The sequence below is a fragment of the Dysgonomonas sp. ZJ279 genome, from assembly GCF_011039205.1.
In the GTDB taxonomy this organism is placed as follows: Bacteria; Bacteroidota; Bacteroidia; order Bacteroidales; family Dysgonomonadaceae; genus Dysgonomonas.
The window spans coordinates 1-18,335 of record NZ_JAAKEL010000013.1; the positions used below are offsets into that span (position 1 = coordinate 1).

General features: G+C 38.2%; 22 protein-coding genes and 1 tRNA gene. 17 read left to right on the top strand and 6 right to left on the bottom strand.

Annotated features, from left to right (window positions below; all coding sequences use genetic code 11):
• Positions 1 to 149 precede the first annotated feature (149 nt).
• From G7Y57_RS12290 to glpE, 5 genes are all read right to left on the bottom strand, one after another.
• Positions 150 to 222: transfer RNA gene (locus G7Y57_RS12290), tRNA-Gly, on the bottom strand.
• A gap of 76 nt (positions 223 to 298) precedes the next feature.
• Positions 299 to 1,330 (bottom strand): 2-oxoacid:ferredoxin oxidoreductase subunit beta, encoded by a 1,032-nt coding sequence (locus G7Y57_RS12295; protein ID WP_165024439.1) that lies wholly within the window; start codon positions 1,328 to 1,330, stop codon positions 299 to 301.
• A gap of 5 nt (positions 1,331 to 1,335) precedes the next feature.
• Positions 1,336 to 3,183, bottom strand: a complete 1,848-nt coding sequence (locus tag G7Y57_RS12300) for a 2-oxoacid:acceptor oxidoreductase subunit alpha (protein WP_165024442.1) — start codon at positions 3,181 to 3,183, stop codon at positions 1,336 to 1,338.
• Positions 3,184 to 3,378: 195 nt separating this feature from the next.
• On the bottom strand, positions 3,379 to 3,789 hold the full coding sequence (locus G7Y57_RS12305) for a VOC family protein (protein ID WP_165024444.1): 411 nt from the start codon (positions 3,787 to 3,789) through the stop codon (positions 3,379 to 3,381).
• A gap of 109 nt (positions 3,790 to 3,898) precedes the next feature.
• Complete coding sequence (gene glpE / locus G7Y57_RS12310) at positions 3,899 to 4,195, bottom strand: thiosulfate sulfurtransferase GlpE (protein WP_165024447.1); 297 nt, start codon at positions 4,193 to 4,195, stop codon at positions 3,899 to 3,901.
• A 95-nt stretch (positions 4,196 to 4,290) separates the two neighbouring features.
• Between glpE and G7Y57_RS12315 the strand changes: the two genes are divergently transcribed.
• Positions 4,291 to 5,094, top strand: coding sequence for a hypothetical protein (locus tag G7Y57_RS12315; RefSeq protein WP_221412130.1), 804 nt, complete (start codon positions 4,291 to 4,293; stop codon positions 5,092 to 5,094).
• A 69-nt stretch (positions 5,095 to 5,163) separates the two neighbouring features.
• Here the strand turns inward: G7Y57_RS12315 and G7Y57_RS12320 are convergent, their stop codons facing one another.
• Positions 5,164 to 6,402: an FISUMP domain-containing protein gene (locus G7Y57_RS12320; protein ID WP_165024449.1), complete on the bottom strand. Its 1,239-nt coding sequence runs from the start codon at positions 6,400 to 6,402 to the stop codon at positions 5,164 to 5,166.
• Between the two features lie 507 nt (positions 6,403 to 6,909).
• Between G7Y57_RS12320 and metA the strand changes: the two genes are divergently transcribed.
• From metA to G7Y57_RS12400, 16 genes are all read left to right on the top strand, one after another.
• Positions 6,910 to 7,875 (top strand): homoserine O-succinyltransferase, encoded by a 966-nt coding sequence (gene metA, locus G7Y57_RS12325; RefSeq protein ID WP_165024451.1) that lies wholly within the window; start codon positions 6,910 to 6,912, stop codon positions 7,873 to 7,875.
• 12 nt (positions 7,876 to 7,887) lie between these two features.
• Positions 7,888 to 8,508 carry a cysteine hydrolase family protein gene (locus G7Y57_RS12330; RefSeq protein WP_255491430.1) on the top strand — a complete coding sequence of 207 codons (621 nt, stop codon included), beginning with the start codon at positions 7,888 to 7,890 and terminating at the stop codon, positions 8,506 to 8,508.
• A 1-nt stretch (position 8,509) separates the two neighbouring features.
• Entirely contained in the window at positions 8,510 to 10,339 is a 1,830-nt protein-coding gene (locus G7Y57_RS12335) for a peptidase U32 family protein (RefSeq protein ID WP_165024453.1), read from the top strand.
• A gap of 74 nt (positions 10,340 to 10,413) precedes the next feature.
• Complete coding sequence (locus tag G7Y57_RS12340; RefSeq protein ID WP_165024456.1) at positions 10,414 to 10,809, top strand: VanZ family protein; 396 nt, start codon at positions 10,414 to 10,416, stop codon at positions 10,807 to 10,809.
• Positions 10,806 to 11,327 (top strand): TlpA family protein disulfide reductase, encoded by a 522-nt coding sequence (locus tag G7Y57_RS12345; protein ID WP_165024458.1) that lies wholly within the window; start codon positions 10,806 to 10,808, stop codon positions 11,325 to 11,327. Before G7Y57_RS12340 ends, G7Y57_RS12345 begins: the two co-directional genes overlap by 4 nt.
• A 1-nt stretch (position 11,328) precedes the next feature.
• Positions 11,329 to 11,688 carry a DMT family transporter gene (locus tag G7Y57_RS12350; RefSeq protein WP_165024461.1) on the top strand — a complete coding sequence of 120 codons (360 nt, stop codon included), beginning with the start codon at positions 11,329 to 11,331 and terminating at the stop codon, positions 11,686 to 11,688.
• A complete protein-coding gene (locus tag G7Y57_RS12355) occupies positions 11,685 to 12,005 on the top strand; it encodes a DMT family transporter (RefSeq protein ID WP_304487066.1) in 321 nt (106 codons plus the stop codon). Before G7Y57_RS12350 ends, G7Y57_RS12355 begins: the two co-directional genes overlap by 4 nt.
• Positions 12,006 to 12,021: 16 nt before the next feature.
• Positions 12,022 to 12,615, top strand: coding sequence for an imidazole glycerol phosphate synthase subunit HisH (gene hisH, locus G7Y57_RS12360; protein ID WP_165024463.1), 594 nt, complete (start codon positions 12,022 to 12,024; stop codon positions 12,613 to 12,615).
• Complete coding sequence (gene hisA, locus G7Y57_RS12365) at positions 12,616 to 13,341, top strand: 1-(5-phosphoribosyl)-5-[(5-phosphoribosylamino)methylideneamino]imidazole-4-carboxamide isomerase (protein ID WP_165024466.1); 726 nt, start codon at positions 12,616 to 12,618, stop codon at positions 13,339 to 13,341.
• 5 nt (positions 13,342 to 13,346) lie between these two features.
• Complete coding sequence (hisF, locus tag G7Y57_RS12370) at positions 13,347 to 14,099, top strand: imidazole glycerol phosphate synthase subunit HisF (protein WP_165024468.1); 753 nt, start codon at positions 13,347 to 13,349, stop codon at positions 14,097 to 14,099.
• A 23-nt stretch (positions 14,100 to 14,122) separates the two neighbouring features.
• Positions 14,123 to 14,467, top strand: coding sequence for a four helix bundle protein (locus tag G7Y57_RS12375; protein ID WP_165024471.1), 345 nt, complete (start codon positions 14,123 to 14,125; stop codon positions 14,465 to 14,467).
• A 30-nt stretch (positions 14,468 to 14,497) separates the two neighbouring features.
• Positions 14,498 to 15,094, top strand: a complete 597-nt coding sequence (gene hisIE / locus G7Y57_RS12380; protein ID WP_165024473.1) for a bifunctional phosphoribosyl-AMP cyclohydrolase/phosphoribosyl-ATP diphosphatase HisIE — start codon at positions 14,498 to 14,500, stop codon at positions 15,092 to 15,094.
• Between the two features lie 9 nt (positions 15,095 to 15,103).
• Entirely contained in the window at positions 15,104 to 15,805 is a 702-nt protein-coding gene (locus G7Y57_RS12385) for a cell division ATP-binding protein FtsE (protein ID WP_165024476.1), read from the top strand.
• Positions 15,806 to 15,853: 48 nt separating this feature from the next.
• On the top strand, positions 15,854 to 16,900 hold the full coding sequence (locus tag G7Y57_RS12390; protein WP_165024478.1) for a tyrosine-protein phosphatase: 1,047 nt from the start codon (positions 15,854 to 15,856) through the stop codon (positions 16,898 to 16,900).
• A 23-nt stretch (positions 16,901 to 16,923) separates the two neighbouring features.
• Entirely contained in the window at positions 16,924 to 17,454 is a 531-nt protein-coding gene (locus G7Y57_RS12395; protein WP_165024481.1) for a GNAT family N-acetyltransferase, read from the top strand.
• 69 nt (positions 17,455 to 17,523) lie between these two features.
• Positions 17,524 to 18,303, top strand: a complete 780-nt coding sequence (locus G7Y57_RS12400; protein WP_165024483.1) for a DUF2490 domain-containing protein — start codon at positions 17,524 to 17,526, stop codon at positions 18,301 to 18,303.
• Positions 18,304 to 18,335: the final 32 nt, after the last annotated feature.

Below are 18,335 nucleotides of genomic sequence, written 5' to 3' on the forward strand. Positions count from 1 at the left end.
AAAACAGGTACCGATTTAGTACCTATTTCTTGTCTGCCGTTGGCTTTTTGTAGTCTTTAAATTGGAATAGATATTAAAAAAATAGCTTCCAATCTATTGATTTGGAAGCTATTATCTATATATTTCTCTCTGATGTCTCTCAGAGACAGAGCGAAAGACGGGACTCGAACCCGCGACCCCGACCTTGGCAAGGTCGTGCTCTACCAACTGAGCTACTTTCGCAATTGAGAGTGCAAATATAGATGCTATTTTTAATTATTCAAAATTTTCTCTCAAATTTCCTCTAAAAATATTACAATTATTTGACTTCCCAAGTATCTTTAGTCATCAAATAATCTCTTAATGTGCGGGTTGTATCTTTTTCCTGCACATCTTTTATTTGTTGTACTACCCCCTGATCATAAACCGGACTATTAACATCACGCACAACACCTAATGCGATAGGTAATCCCTGCTCTAATGACATCATGCCCAGCTTTTGATGCAAAGTATTATCTATTTCTTTAGCATCATGTACCAACACATCATCCATTGTATAGCTTTCCTGACCAATAGTCACAGCTTTCAGCTTCCAACCGTCAACAACAAGCCCTTTATCTTTATTTGTACCGAACAACATCTTCTCACCATGCTTAAGCAAGATAGTACGCTCGTCTCTCCAAGCCTTGTTCACAATATTGCTATGAATATCGTCATTAAAGATTACACAATTCTGAAGTATCTCAACTACAGAAGTCCCTTTATGATTAGCAGCTTTTACCAGCGTATCAGTAGTATTAGCCAAATCGACATCGATAGCACGGGCAAAAAATGTTCCGCGCGCACCAAGGCACAATTCTACAGGATGAAAAGGATCTTCAATCGTACCATAAGGCGACGATTTAGAAACAAAACCTCTATCCGATGTCGGAGAGTATTGCCCTTTCGTCAATCCGTATATTTTATTATTCAGTAGCAATATATTCAAATCTATGTTGCGACGTACGGCATGTATAAAGTGATTACCCCCAATCGCCAAACAGTCTCCATCGCCTGTTGCCAACCAAACCGAAAGCTCAGGCTTAGCCGTTTTCACACCCGTTGCCACAGCTGCCCCACGTCCATGAATAGTATGGAAACCATAAGTATTCATATAATAAGGCAAACGCGAAGAGCAACCAATACCCGAAACAACAGCTGTCATATGGGGTTCGAGTTTCAACTCAGCCATCGCCTTATAAAGGCAGTTAAGTAAAGCGTGGTCACCACACCCGGGGCACCAACGTACATACTGATCACTCTTATAATCTTTCGCCTGACGCGTATCTATTTGCAAATTTGTATCTATCATAATGTTTACTCCCCCATCTTTTTAGTGAAAGCCCCTATTAAATCTGACACCTCAAATGGTTGTCCTTCTATTTTATTATAACGCGAAAGTTGTAATCCGCTTATTTTCTCTTGCAGGTATCCTGCAAATTGTCCACTATTTTGCTCTGCCACAATCACTTTCTTATATTGCTTCAAAACAGATTCTGCATTCTTAGGCAATGGACTGATAAAATGGAAATGAGCTAGAGCAATCTTCTGACCTGCATCATTCATTTTCTCAATAGCTTCGCGTAAATGTCCATATGTACCACCCCACCCTACAACAAGCAAATCGGCATCTTTAGAACCAACAATTTCGAGTTCGGGTATATAATCGGCAATCTTATCTATTTTAGCCTGACGTACATCCACCATTTTTTGGTGATTAGCCGAGTCTGTAGAAATAGCACCTGTGTTGTAATCTTTCTCGAGTCCGCCTATACGGTGCGTACAGCCTTCTGTTCCTGCCGCAGCCCAATAACGAGCATAAGTCTCATCATCACGCAATGCACTGCGCCATTCATTACTTCTAAATAGACTAACATCATGCGGAGTGATAGACGGAAATCTATCTAAATCGGGGATTCTCCATGCCGACGAGCCGTTTGCAATATATCCGTCTGTTAGTAATATAACAGGAGTAATATGCTCTAACGCTATTTTGGATGCCCAATAAGCCATATCGAAACAATTTGTCGGACTTGCTGCCGCAACTACCACAAGAGGACTTTCGCCATTACGACCATAAAGAGCCTGACGCAAATCTGTTTGTTCAGTTTTAGTTGGTAAACCGGTAGAAGGACCTCCTCGCTGAACATCGACTACCACAAGCGGAAGTTCCGCCATAACAGCCAAGCCAATAGCCTCCCCTTTAAGAGCAAGCCCCGGACCGGATGTTGTAGTTACCGCAAGGCTTCCTGCAAAGCTGGCACCAATAGCAGTACATACACCTGCTATTTCATCTTCTAATTGAATCGCTTTTACGCCCAACTGTTTTAACTTAACTAGTTCGTGCAATATATCGGTAGCTGGTGTAATCGGATAAGAACCCAAGAACAATGGCTTACCCGAAGTCTCGGAAGCCGCAACCAAGCCATAAGCCGTCGCTGAATTCCCATTTACATCTATATAAAATCCTTTTTCTACATCTATTGTTTCTACACGATATGAGGAGACAGTCATATCACGGTTTTGTCCGTAATTGAAGCCATCGGTCAAAACCTTTAGATTCGCCTCAACAAGTATCGGTTTTTTAGAAAATTTAGTCGAAAGCATATGGTTCGCCACATCCAACGACCTATTAAATAACCAACAAACAAGACCTAAAGAAAACATATTTTTGCAACGCGTACGCGATTTACTATCCAAATCGAAACCTTCGAGGCTGGCACGCGTTAGCGACGTGATCGGCACAGCAACCACCTCTTGTGTAGTTAATCCGATTTCGACAAACGGATCTTCTGTCGCAAATAAAGCCTTCTCCAAATCTTTCTTCGAGAATGAGTCTGTATCGATAAGAATCACAGAATCCTGTTTCAAATATTTAGCATTAACCTTCAATGCAGCAGGATTCATGGCAACCAAAACATCGGCTTTTTCGCCCGAGTTGTGAATATTAGCACCTAAATGTACCTGAAAACCCGAAACACCGGAAAGTGTGCCCTGAGGTGCACGGATTTCGGCAGGATAATCCGGAAATGTAGCTATTTGATTACCAAAAATCGCTGATAAATTAGAGAAGATTGTTCCTGTTAATTGCATTCCATCTCCCGAGTCTCCCGAGAAGCGGATAACGACATCTTTTACGTCTTTTATGTTTACTTTATTCTGCATTTTTCTATAAGAAATAGTCTTTATTAGTTTTAGAATAACAAAGTAACAAAATATATACAAGAAAACAAGGTTCTTACATATAGAAAATAAACTTTGCCTTTTAATGTCATTTAGATTACAAAAACAAGCTGATACAACAATGTGAGCCAAACATTTGAATATCCGGCTCACATTTTAACTATTCGATATTAAAAATTATTCTTTAGGAATAGCTGCTTCATCCATAAAAACCACTTCCCATAGATGCCCGTCGGGATCTTGAAATCCCCAACTATACATCCAGCCGTAATCCTGCGGTTTATTCGATGGAGCTGCTCCATTTTTAAGAGCGGTATTAATTAGGTCTTCGACACGTTGCCTACTCTGAACCGAAAAACAAACAATAGCTTCGGTTGATGTTTTAGAATCGCTTATCACTTTCTTCCCAATAAAATCTTTAAAGAAAAGCTCCTTTAAAAACATTACGTATGAATCGTTCGTAATAATCATACATGTCGCATTGTCGTCAGTAAAATCCGGATTGAATTTAAAATCCAACTTTTCCCAAAACTCTGTTGTCCGCTTCAGGTCTTTAACCGGCAGATTCACATATATCCCTGTTGCCATATTATCACATCAATTATATTACTAATAAAAACTATATCCTATTAATAACAAATACCTAACTGAAAATGCTTCCGGATTAACTATGTTTTACAACAATAAACTTTGATACTTATTCACCCCAAGCCTCATAGCCTCCATCGATACTATATACCTCCTGAAAGCCTTGCTGAGAAAGATACATGGCAACAGACTGGCTACTATTACCATGGTAACACATCACCAGAACAGGCTGGGAAAAATCTGTTTTTTGTATAAAATCAAAAATACTGTCCTGAGACAAATGAATAGCACTTGAAGCATGCCCCTCTTTATAACTTTCGGAATCTCTAACATCCACTATAACAACATTATCATCATTCAACATCTCCTTGGCTTTTGCAGCGCTTATCCTTTTAAATACATTCATTTTATTTTCTATTCTTTATTTATATTCCAGGTAACTCAATTATATATGAACAATACCAAGCTGCTTTTGTTATAAAATTACAATAAATTTATACTATGTTAAAAAAAACACTAATTGTCCTAGGCACATTACTTTTATCAATTTCAGTATTCTCACAAACAGAACTGGCTTATAAAAAAGGAAAATTCTACGCTCTTTGGGGATGGAACAGAAATGCATACACCAACTCCAATATTCATTTTAAAGGTAACGACTACGATTTCACACTCTATCGTGTGAAAGCATCGGATAAGCAGAATAAGTTCAGCTATCACAACTATTTACAGCCAAATCGTATTACAATTCCTCAAACTAATTTAAGGCTAGGTTACTTCATTAAAGACAACTTAGCGATAACATTAGGTGTCGATCACATGAAATATGTAGTAAATCAAAATCAAACAGTAGACATATCGGGTAATGTACGCCCGGGATTTGAATCGCATGTCAACGATGATAATTCGATAAAACTCACAGAAGATTTTTTGATGTTTGAGCACACTGACGGCCTTAATTACATCAACTCGGAAATAGAATATTACCGTAACTTCTATAAAAAAGACTTCTTGAAGGTAAATGGTCTGATCGGCGGCGGTGCCGGATTCCTTCTACCCAAAACTAATGCAACACTTATGGGTGAAGAAAGGCACGATGCATTTCATCTGGCAGGATTCGGACTTACGGCAAAAGGTGGATTAGATATTCTTCTTTGGGATTTATTCTTCCTCAGAAGCGAAATAAAACAAGGTTATATAAATATGCCTAGTATAAGAACAACAGCCGATAGCAGCGACAAGGCTAAGCAGACCTTTTGGTTTGTAGAATGGACATATATGTTCGGGTTTAGCTGGAATTTTTAGGTTTTATAATATTTATCTTTTAGATATCAATCTAATAGATTCTAAGTCGTATTTCTTTTTTAAGATAAATCAGTTTTTCTTACACCTAACAGACCACAAATACCTGCGATCGGTATTACCGCGGCCAGTGCCAACGGCATCAGAACTCAAATTCCGATACACGGAAACAGTAGCCACACTATTTTGGCTGCCAGAACTGCTCGTCCAGAAAAAACTGCGATTACCATAATTCAAAAGCGTATTGCCATCCAGGTAACCGACAAGAAGAGCATTAAAACCACCTTCTGCAGAAGTTTTTGATGTACCATTAGTATTGATAGATACGTCAACAGAAGGAGTGCAGCTACTCTTCATCGCTGCACCATGACCAGAGGTCGTGGTAGAACCTCGATAAACATTCATATATATATGGTTAGGCTCCCCTCCCCAATCGACAACCCATGAAGTAGGGGTAAAGTTCAAAGTAGATGAACTACTATAGGTGGCAGCATTATTATAAATGTTTTGTTCGAGTTGATTCCACTCGCGATCGCTCGGGAGATGCCAACCATCAGGGCAGACTCCCTGAACATATTTATTGGGTGCTGTACCTAGTGGTCCTGTCATTTCGACTTCATACGATGCAACTGCAACCGATGTTACCTGCTGGTCGATAGTTATACTGGTATTGCCTTTGGCTGCGGCAAACCAACTATAAAGCAAACCTTGGTTTGGGCTCCATGTTGAAGGTGCAACACCCCAGTTAGCAGAGTTTCCATTAGGATAAGCGTATGCTACAATCGTGGATTCTGTTCTGCCTGTATGAACAGGTATAGCTCCGCCGCCCATGCTAGGAGCATAGCTTTTAGCCATGAGATTTTCTGTCATCCAAATTCCGGCGCTTCCAAACGCGGCTGCTTTAAAACTATTACCATCCTGATCTTTATACATTTTGACATTCGCTGACAATAGCTCATCCCCAAGAAGTTGCCACTTCGAACCATCCCAAACATTCATACCTGTCGGTGTGGGTGCGCAAACATTTGTGTTGTAAACCATCAGCCCGACATGCGCTATTTTCTGTGTAGCATAATCAGATTCGCTACCTGTGAGCATCGGATAAAGATTAGTCAAGCTCGTAAGAGATACGCGAGGCATCAGTAACCCTTTAGTAGAGGTTGCCAGATTGCCCGACTCAGCATTCTTATCTTTTAATTCGAGCAATGCACCCGATGCAGGAGGTATATTCGAACCGATAGTTACTTGCGCATATAGACCTGAAGTTAAAGCTAATAAACTAATAAAAGTTAGTTTAGTTAAATAAATCATCTTCATACTTAATTTATTGGTAATTGTAAGTTAGTGTGAACTCTTAGCTCCTACAATATTAACGAGCAAATGAGTTAGTGAAAAACAAAGGAATGACGAGCATTCCGAAAATCTAAATTATGTATACTTTGTGCGTAATATCGCACCTTTTCAATAAAATACACATAACAAGTCCGGCTTAAGTAATATAATATTTGTGGCTGACGTAATTTATAAAATTTAGTTGCAAAAATAACTTTATAATTTCAAATACAAGAGATTTAAGTTGTAATTTTTTAGTTAAAAAAGATCACAACTCATTATATCGTACATTTAACACAATATAAGAGCAAAACTATCTGCAAGTAAAACACTTTTAAGCATTAAAATGTTCTCCGAAGGCAATAGTCTTTATGGATTTATATACGATTAATCACACTATAAATTACTGACACGAAAGAGCGTGAAGATTTATATTATTTTCGTAACTTTGTTTCTCTATTAGAATTACCATTATAATATTACGAGATGCCTGTAAAAATCCCCGACAACTTACCTGCAATAGAGCTTCTTAAGAAGGAGAATATATTCGTTATGAGCCAACTAAGGGCCGACGAACAAGATATACGCCCTCTGAGGGTTCTCGTTCTTAATCTGATGCCTATAAAAATCACGACTGAGACCGATTTGATACGCTTGCTGTCAAACAATCCGTTACAGGTAGAAATCGAGTTTCTTAAGTTGCAGACTCATACATCTAAAAATACACCGGAAGAGCATTTACTTGCATTCTACAAAAATTTTGAGGATGTAAAAGACGATTATTATGACGGCATGATTATTACAGGTGCACCTGTTGAAATGTTCGAATTCGAAGATGTAAACTATTGGGGAGAAATTACCGAAATATTCGATTGGGCGCGTAAGCGTGTCACATCCACTTTATATATATGCTGGGCAGCTCAGGCAGCTATGCATCATTTTTACAAGGTAAAAAAAGAATTGCTACCCGAAAAAATGTTCGGTGTATTCAAGCATATTGCTCACGACAAAAAATTCCCTCTCTTTCGTGGGTTCGACGACGAATTTTACATTCCTCACAGTCGACATACAACTGTAACGAGAGAAGATATTGTGAAGCATAACGAACTAAGAATATTATCAGAATCGGACGATTCGGGTGTTGGCATCGTGTGCTCAAGAGGTGGACGTGAATTTTATCTGACAGGGCATTCGGAATATGCTCCGCATACTCTGCATACCGAGTACACGAGAGATAAAGAAAAAGGGATGGATATTAAATTACCTCAGAATTATTATAAGAACGACAATCCGGATAATGCTCCTTTAGTGACTTGGGCCGGACATGGCAATTTATTATTCAACAACTGGTTGAACTATTTCGTTTATCAGGAAACACCTTACGATAAGACGCTAATTGAGAAGCTAGACGAGATAAAATCTACTAACGATTCATATATGTATCACATATAAATTAAATAACAGATGAAAAGATTATCTTGTCTGATATTAGGTGTTATTCTTTCTTTAACATCGATACATGCACAATCTGTAAGAGAGAATATGAACAAAGCGCTTATCATAATAGATATACAAAACGACTACTTCGAAGGGGGAGCTAATCCGCTTGTGGGTTCTTATGAAGCCAGCCTGAATGCGAATCTACTACTTAACGATTTCAGAGCAAAAGACTTACCGGTTATACATATACAACATCTTGCAAACAGGGAGGGTGCAACTTTCTTTGCACCGAATACAAAGGGAGCCGAAATACATGCAAATGTAACTCCTGTTGATGGCGAAAAAGTGATTGTAAAACATTTTCCCAATAGCTTTAGAGAAACAGAATTGCACGCTTATCTGCAATCTCTCAAGATCGACAAATTGGTTATCTGCGGAATGATGACCTCTATGTGTGTCGATTCTACTACACGTGCTGCCAAAGACTTAGGATACAACTGCACTGTTGTAGGCGATGCGTGTGCTGCTCCTAACTTACAAATCAATGGAGAAACTGTGGCAGCAAAAGATGTGCAAAATGCTTTTCTTGCAGCCTTAAACTATTTCTACTCCACAGTTTTAACTACAGAACAATACCTCAAATAAATTGATAAAAGCCCGAAAAATAGAATTATTAGCTCCAGCTAAGAATTTAGAATGCGGTATCGAAGCTATTAATCATGGCGCAGATGCTGTTTATATAGGATCACCTCAGTTTGGCGCACGTGCTGCCGCCAGTAATACACTCGAAGATATAAAAGAACTGGCAGAATATGCCCATCTTTTCGGAGTAAAGGTATATGTGGCCCTCAATACTATACTATCGGACAGAGAATTAGCCGATGCCGAAAAACTGATTTGGGATCTTTACAATATCGCAAAGGCAGATGCACTAATCGTACAGGATATGGGTATAACAATGCTTAACCTCCCTCCTATTGCGCTGCATGCAAGTACGCAAACAGACAACAGAGATGTAAATAAAATAAAGTTTCTCAGAGATGCAGGCTTTAAACAAATAGTCTTAGCTCGTGAATTGACACTTGACGAAATACGAAATATCGCTTCACAAGTCAACACCCCGCTCGAAGCCTTTGTGCATGGTGCTTTATGTGTTTGTTATAGCGGTCAATGCTATCTTAGCCACGCCCTATCGGGCAGAAGCGCAAACAAAGGGGCATGCGCTCAATACTGCCGCTTACCTTACGATCTGGTTGATGCAACAGGCGAGAAGGTAATTTCTAAAAAGCATTTACTTTCGATGAAGGATCTTAACTTGTCGGAAGATTTGGAAGAACTACTCGATGCAGGTGTCAGCTCGCTAAAGATAGAAGGGCGATTGAAAGATGTATCGTATGTAAAAAATACGGTAGCTTATTACAGGAAAAAGTTAGATGCAGTTTTAGCAAAGCATCCCGAATACATCAGAGCATCCTCGGGAAAATCGACCTATACATTCGAACCCTTATTGGACAAGAGTTTCAACAGAGGATTTACCAAGTATTTCCTGCACGATCGTACCGATAATATATGGTCTGCTGATTCACCTAAATCGATAGGCGAACCAATCGGAAAAATTACAGAAATCACAACACGATTTATTAAAATAAGCACTTCAAAGAAATTGCATAATGGCGATGGGCTTTGCTTTTTCAACAACAAGAAAGAGTTGGAAGGTATCCATGTCAATCGTGTGGAGGGAGATATGATTTACCCCTTATCAATACCCGAAGCCAGAAAAGGAACATTTGTGTACAGGAACTTTGATCATGAGTTTGAAAAGAACTTGTCAAAGAAAACTGCCGAGCGAAAAATCAATGCAATTATTGATATCAACGAAGTCGCTTTCGGTTTTTCTATACAAATAACCGATGAAGATGATAACTATGCTATCCTGAATTTTGAACAGACAAAAGAGCCGGCACAAAAAGATCAGTCGGATAACATACGGAACAACTTAAGCAAAACAGGAAATACTATATTTCAAGTAGAAAAAGTGAATATTAATTTCACTCAAAATTGGTTTCTACCTTCTTCCGTCGTGTCTGAATGGAGAAGGCTACTTGTCGAGAAACTTCTTTCAGTTCGATCGATCAAGTACCGTCAAGATACCATTACACACAAGCAAACAACCCATGCATTTCCATTAAAAGAACTTACTTATCTTGGTAATGTAATGAATACTAAAAGCCAGCAGTTTTATCTGCAACATCAGACGAATGTTATACAGCCTGCCTTCGAAAAAGAAGCACAAAAAGATGTACCCCTGATGTTTACACGCCATTGTATCAAACAATCGCTTGGTTATTGTCCGAAAGAAAAGACAGAGAAACATCCATATGCCGAGCCGTTCTATTTAACATATAACAATACCCGCTTACGCTTATCTTTCGATTGCAAAAATTGTGAGATGAAAGTGTTTCACGATTCACATTGAGATAATACATTTTTGCTATATTTTCTGTATCTTTGACCTCACTATGTTATAACTAATTAGCATAGTTGATATTTATGTTGAAGAAATTATTGAAATATAGCTGGCCACCGGCAATTATAGCTGCTATTATATTTTACCTTTGCTGTCTGATTCCGAGCGATGATGTTCCCAATTCAGAAATTCCGCATTTCGACAAAATTGTGCATTTCTGCATGTATTTCGGGCTTTCGCTTGTTGCTTCATCCTACTATATCTACGAGAAGAAAGGTAAGGTTATTATCCTCAAATTGATTATATTTGCAATTATAATTCCCATATTCTACGGGGGATTAATTGAAATATTGCAAGATGTTTTTTTCGACAGAAGTGGCGATTGGTTCGATCTGCTTGCCGATATGCTCGGCTCGTTAGCAGCACTTCCTTTCGCTCTATCATTTAGGAAATTATTATTAAAACAACAAGAATTATGAAAAAGTTATGGCTTCTCTTGGCATTTATCTTAGTATTTGGTACAATGCAAGCACAAGATGCAGATAAACAATATAAGGTAAAAGTGGGCGACATGGCTCCCGATTTTGAAATGAGTCTACCATCGGGTGAGATTGTAAAACTATCGTCACTTCGAGGCAAGGTCGTTATGCTTCAGTTCACAGCCAGCTGGTGTGGTGTATGCAGAAAAGAAATGCCTCACATAGAAAGTCAGATTTGGCAAAAGCATAAAAACAACCCCAACTTTGCTCTATACGGCATAGACCGTGAAGAGCCTGCCGAAACTGTTATCAAATTTGCTGAAACAACAAAGGTTACTTACCCAATTGGACTAGATCCAAAGGCTGATATATTTGCACTTTATGCTGATCGTAAAGCCGGTATAACCCGAAATATTATTATAGATAAATACGGAAAAATCGTAAAACTCACCCGCTTATTCGAAATGGAAGAGTTTAACGAAATGGTTAAATTAATAGATGGCTTATTAGCCGAATAAAATGGCTTGGATTTATTTACTCATAGCCGGTGCTGCTGAAATAGTATGGGCCTATGGCCTGAAGATGTCGCATGGCTTTACCAATATAGGATGGACTTTGTCCACCTTCTTTTTTATAGCATTTAGCTTTTATTTCTTTGCCCGCTCCATGCGGACAATACCGATAGGAACTGCTTATGCCGTATTTACGGGCATTGGAGCAGCGGGGACTGCTATTGTAGGAATCGTATATCTGAATGAGGATTTAAACTTTTTGAAAATAGCATCCCTAATTGTTCTTATTTCAGGCATAGTAGGCTTAAAAATGCTTGATAAAGGAGAGAGCAAAGGGCCGGAAACAAATAAAACAAAAGAACAATGATAAGTTGGTTATTACTTTTCTTAGCAGGTCTGTGCGAAATTGGATTCGTAACAATGATGAAGCTATCGAAGGGATTTAAAATATTGAAATTCTCAGTACTTACAATATTATTTATGGCGGTCAGTTTTACACTCCTATCCACTGCATTACGCACTATACAAATTGGTGTCGGTTATGCTGTATGGTCTGGAATCGGAGCAATAGGAAGCGTGCTTGCAGGTATGATCTTTTTCAAAGAATCGAAAGATATAAAAAAACTATTCTTCATATCGCTGATTATAATCGGTATCGTAGGACTTAAACTATCTACAAATTAATAAACAGACAAGAAAAATGAGTATTGTCATTATAAAGTATAACGCAGGAAATATATTCTCAGTCGAAAATGCGCTTAAACGCTTAGGAACCGAAGCCATTGTTACAGGTGATATTAAACTGATTCGTGAAGCCGACAAGGTTATATTTCCAGGAGTGGGCGAAGCCAGTTCGACGATGAAATATTTGCGCGAACATGGTTTAGATAAATGCATTCAAGGACTGAAACAACCAGTGTTGGGTATCTGTCTGGGTATGCAACTGATGTGTTCCCGATCGGAAGAAGGCGATACAGATTGCTTGAATGTTTTTGACATTGATGTGAAGCGATTTATTTCAAAGAAACATGAGGATAAAATTCCGCACATGGGTTGGAATACTATTACCGATCTGAAAAGTGCAATATTCGACAGCTCGATGGAGAATGAATATACTTACTTTGTACACAGCTACTATGTTCCAATGTGTGATCACACGGCTGCCACAACCGACTACATTCTTCCATTTAGCGCAGGATTACATAAAGAAAATTTTTATGCTACACAATTTCACCCCGAAAAGAGTGGAACGGTAGGCGAAGGTATATTACGAAATTTCTTAGATATAAAATAAATGATCGAGATTATTCCCGCTATAGATATTATTGACGGAAAGTGCGTGCGCCTTTCGCAAGGTGACTACAATATCAAAAAAGTATATAACGAAGACCCGCTCGAAGTAGCCAAGATGTTCGAAGATGCTGGCATAAGCCGTTTACATCTGGTCGATCTGGACGGTGCGAAAGCCAAACATATTATCAACCATGCTGTTTTAGAAAAAATAGCTTCCAACACCTCTTTAACTATCGATTTTGGTGGTGGCGTGCAAAGTGATGAAGATATAGATATCGCTTTCAATGCAGGTGCAGCAATGGTAACAGGTGGTAGCATTGCCGTAAGAGATAAGGAACTGTTCACAGGCTGGGTTAAAAAATATGGGGCTGATAAAATAATATTAGGTGCTGACTGCAAAGATCATAAAATAGCCGTTGCAGGCTGGCAGGAATCCACGTCTTTAGACATTCTTTCTTTTATAGGTGATTATAAAAAAGAGGGTGTGACAAAAGTAGTGTGTACAGACATAAGTAAAGATGGAATGTTGGAAGGTCCATCAACTGACCTGTATAAAGAAATACTAGTCTCTTTCCCCGATTTGTATCTGATTGCAAGCGGCGGAGTAAGCTGTTTTCAAGACATACTTGATCTTGAAAATGCAGGCGTACCCGCTGTAATACTGGGTAAAGCCATTTATGAAAACAGAGTAACCTTAGAAGAATTATCTAACTATAGTAAACACTAAAACTTATGCTAGCAAAAAGAATAATTCCTTGTTTAGATGTAAAAGACGGAATGACCGTAAAAGGTACAAACTTTGTCAATCTCCGTCAGGCAGGCGATCCCGTCGAATTAGCGATTCGTTATTGTAAAGAAGGTGCTGACGAACTTGTTTTTCTCGATATTACAGCTTCGCACGAAGAACGAAAAACATTTACAGATTTAGTAAAACGTATTGCCGAAAATATCAACATTCCCTTTACGATTGGTGGAGGTATTAACGAGCTATCGGATGTAGACCGGCTGTTAAGTGCAGGAGCCGATAAAGTGTCTCTGAACTCGATAGCTATAAGAAATCCTAAAATAATAGAAGAAATAGCGAAAAACTTTGGTTCTCAGGTGTGTGTTTGCGCAATAGATGCTAACTTTGAAGATGGCGCATGGAATTGTTACACAAGTGGCGGACGTATTAAAAGTGACAAAGAGCTTTTCTCATGGGCAAAAGAGGTTGAAAATCTTGGTGCAGGAGAAATCCTTTTCACAAGTATGAGCCATGATGGTGTGAAGACAGGTTACGCCAATGAGGCATTGTGCCAACTGTCCGAATCGTTGAATATTCCGATTATCGCATCAGGAGGTGCAGGTAGTATGGAACATTTCCGCGATGTGTTTACACAAGGAAAAGCTGATGCAGCATTAGCGGCAAGTGTTTTTCATTTCGGCGAGATCGATATAAAAGATTTGAAAGATTATTTGAGAAAAGAGAATATAAACGTAAGATAATGATGAATTATAAATTATGAGTGATGAATATAGTAAAAGATAAAAGCTATAAATTCGCCATAAGAATTGTTCGTTTATATAAATTCCTGACGAATGACAGAAATGAGTTTGTCTTAAGTAAACAGCTCTTGCGGAGTGGAACAGCAGTTGGAGCTTTAGTTAGAGAAGCTCAAAATGGAGAAAGCAAAGCGGATTTTATACACAAAATGGGCATAGCCCAAAAAGAATGCGATGAATCAATATACTGGATCGAATTACTTAAAGATACAGAATATATAAAAGAGTATGAATTTCGAACCATACATAATGATGCAACTGAAATATTAAAAATAATCAGAAGCATCATTCTGACTTCAAAAAATTCATAACTCATAACTTATAATTTATAATTAAATAACATGACTCTCGATTTTGATAAAGTAGGCGGACTCATCCCTGCCATTATACAAGATAATGAAACCAATAAAGTATTGATGCTTGGTTATATGAACCAAGAAGCTCTTACTAAAACAAAAGAGATTGGTAAAGTAACATTTTTCAGTCGTACTAAACAACGCCTATGGACTAAAGGCGAAGAAAGTGGTAACTTCCTCAACGTAGTAAGTATTGTTGATGATTGCGACCACGATACATTACTCATAAAAGTAAACCCTGTTGGCCCTGTTTGCCACACAGGAACAGATACTTGCTTCAACGAAGAGAATAAAGAAGATATACTCTTCCTGAAGTACCTTCAACACTTTATAGAGAAACGCTATAAAGATATGCCCGAAGGTTCTTATACGACCTCGCTTTTTGAGTCGGGTATAAACCGTATGGCACAGAAAGTTGGTGAAGAGGCTTTAGAATCTGTTATAGAGGCATGCAATGGCACAGACGACCGCCTAATCTACGAATCGGCAGATATGCTCTATCATTTGATCGTATTACTTACATCAAAAGGACTGAGTATTGAAGACCTATCTCGCGAACTTCAGAAAAGACATAAAAAATAATTACCCGCTATGAATAATGACAAAGATGTTATAGTTGAATATAAAGGTGTTGAGCTAGATCGTGATGGAAACGTTATTCTAAGCGACATTAATGTATCGATATGCGAAGGCGATTTTGTATATCTGATAGGAAAAGTCGGTGCAGGGAAAAGTACTTTTCTGAAAAGCCTTTATCGTGAAATACCGGTTAATAAGGGTACGGGAAGAATCTTGGAATACGAATTGGGAAGTATGAAAAAGAAAGACATTCCCTATCTGAGAAGAAAGATCGGTATCGTTTTTCAGGACTTTCAATTACTGATTGACCGCTCTGCGTCTAAGAATCTGGAATTTGTTCTTCGAGCCACAGGTTGGAGTAACAAAGATCTTATAGATATTCGTATCAATGAAGTACTTACACAAGTAGGTATGCAAAATAAAGGCTATAAAATGCCTCACGAACTATCGGGTGGCGAACAGCAACGTATTGTTATTGCACGTGCTTTACTTAATTCTCCCGAAATAATTCTAGCCGATGAACCTACGGGAAACCTCGACCCTGAAACAGGAAATCAAATTGTACAACTATTGCATGATATATCGAAAGAAGGAACGGCCGTCATTATGTCGACACACAACTATGCAGTAGTACAGAAATATCCCGGACGCATTGTAAAATGTGAAGACGGACACCTAAAAGAAGTAAATGTTGGAAACAGAGAGCATGCATAAGATGCTCTCGCACTAGCTGAACTTCTCACAATATTCTATTAATAACTTATGAAAATAATCATTATAATGTCTTCAATCCTCCTATCCTTAGCCATTACCTCATGCGATACAAATAAAGCGGTAAGAGCAGAATATGCGGGTGTTGACATTTCTGATAAAGCATCCATTGTTAGAGACAAGAATACAAAACAAGCATCGCTAATAATAGATACAGATGGTAAATGGGCACTATACGCAGGCCCATCTGCCGATCAAATCAATTTCGAAAAAGCCATAGCAACAGGCGAAAATAGCGGAACATTCCCATTAGATGGGAACGACTCAACCAGAACATATTTTCAACTTGTCACCAATGATGGGAAAGCAATCCTTGCCGAACGTCATTTGCCCATGGCAGGAGGATACAATTTCAGGGATATAGGAGGAATAAAGACTACAGACGGGAAATACGTTAAATGGGGAAAAGTTTTAAGATCTGACGAACTGCATAACCTTACAGAAGCCGATTTAAACTATTTGAGTAGTATTCCACTTATTTCGATTGTCGATTTCAGAGCTAACAACGAAGTAGAGAAAGCACCGGATAAAAACCCGGTTTCGTTACATAAAAACTATCATCTGCCTATCAGTCCGGGTAACTTACTATCCATAGAAAGTATAGTTACTTTACCTGAAGCAGATATGGACAGCATCATGAGAAATATAAATAAAATGCTGGTTACTGATAGTGCCAGTATAAAGCAATATAAAATATTTTTCGAGTTGCTGCAAAACGAGAAAGACATTCCACTTATGTTTCACTGCTCGGCAGGTAAAGACCGCACGGGTATGGGAGCTGCGCTATTTCTTTATTCATTAGGCGTTGATGAAGAAACAATACTTAAAGATTACTTGGCATCTAATAAATATCTAGGTGATAAATATACCCCTATAGTTTCGAAATATCCTAACTTAAAACCATTATTGGAAGTCAGACCTCAATATATACAAGCCGGCATCGAAGAAATAAAAAATAAATATGGTTCTATCGATAATTTCTTAACGAAAGAACTTAAAGTAGATACTCTAAAAATGAGAGAACTGTATTTATATTAAGAATCCATTTTAAGCATAAAACAATGATATTACAACGATTAGACATTTCGAGCAATAAAGAATATACTTTTGTGGAAAATCTATATATAGAATCTTTTCCCCTCAGTGAACGTCGCCCTGTGGAAAAAATGTTTAATCTCTACAAAGAGAATCCCAGATTTACAATTGCCATTCTAATTGAAGATGAACAACTTGTAGGTTTCCTAACCTATTGGGATCTGGATACATTTATCTATGCAGAACATTTTGCTATTTCGCCCGAATTTAGAAACGGTGGTTATGGCAAAAAAGTTATGGATTTATTTATTGAAGACATGTCGAAGCCTATAATATTGGAAGTAGAGCTTCCGACAACTATTCTTTCGGAGCGCCGTATTGGTTTTTATCAGCGTATAGGATTCAAACTGTGGGAGAATATACAATATCAACAGCCTCCTTATATACAAGGAGGAAGTAATATTCCAATGAAGCTCATGTCTATTGGTGATATAGACCTAGAAGCGAATATCACAGAAATAAGAAGTGCAATATATAGCAATGCTTACGGTTGCTAAATAGCCATTGTCATCGAAAACTCTCTTTGATTTTATAAGGTAAAGAAATAAGTGAGTAAAATCTGCCAAATGAAGTCCAAAATATTACTTTGTATATTTTTCTTTTTGTTCTTAGTTACACCTTCAGCATACTCTCAGGAAAATGTGCAAACAAAGCAAATCAATCATAATGTCCACACTTGGAATGGGCTACTTACTACCCATCGTCTTTCTGACAATTGGGGAGTCACTGCCGATTTCATCATCAGAAGGGATGACTTTCTAAAAGAACCGGGGTTCTATTTTGCTCGATTAGGAGGAGGATATTGGTTTAATGACAATGTATCTGTCTCTGGAGCGTATGGTAATCTCTGGCTTTACAGGCCTCAACTTAGAGATAAAAACTTCACACTTGAATACCGTTTCGACCAACAATTAATAGTGGCATCCAGCCTTTGGAAGTTTAATGTAACGCAACGTTTCAGAATAGAATCGCGTTGGCGAGAAATAGTAGAAGGTGATCAAACAATGGGCAGAACGTTTTCGGAACGTATCAGATATTTATATACTTTCCGCTTACCCATATCTAAAAAACCTAACGTGCCACAATTGATGTTTAGCAACGAAGTTCTGCTCCAATTTGGCAAGCATATTGTTAATAATCCATTGGATCAGATTCGTTTATTTGTAGGTATTCGTCAATCGTTGGGTAAAGGTGTTGCTTATGATTTCGGATACTTCCCTATCTATCAGCAAACCGGTGCAGGAAATGTATATAACCTGAACCATACAATGCGGCTTTTATTCTATTTCTCAACAAATAAGTCGAAGCTCGACAATCACAATCTTCAAATGGAAGAACAGGAGTAATATTTTCTGATAGAGTTCGTCTTGACTTTTAA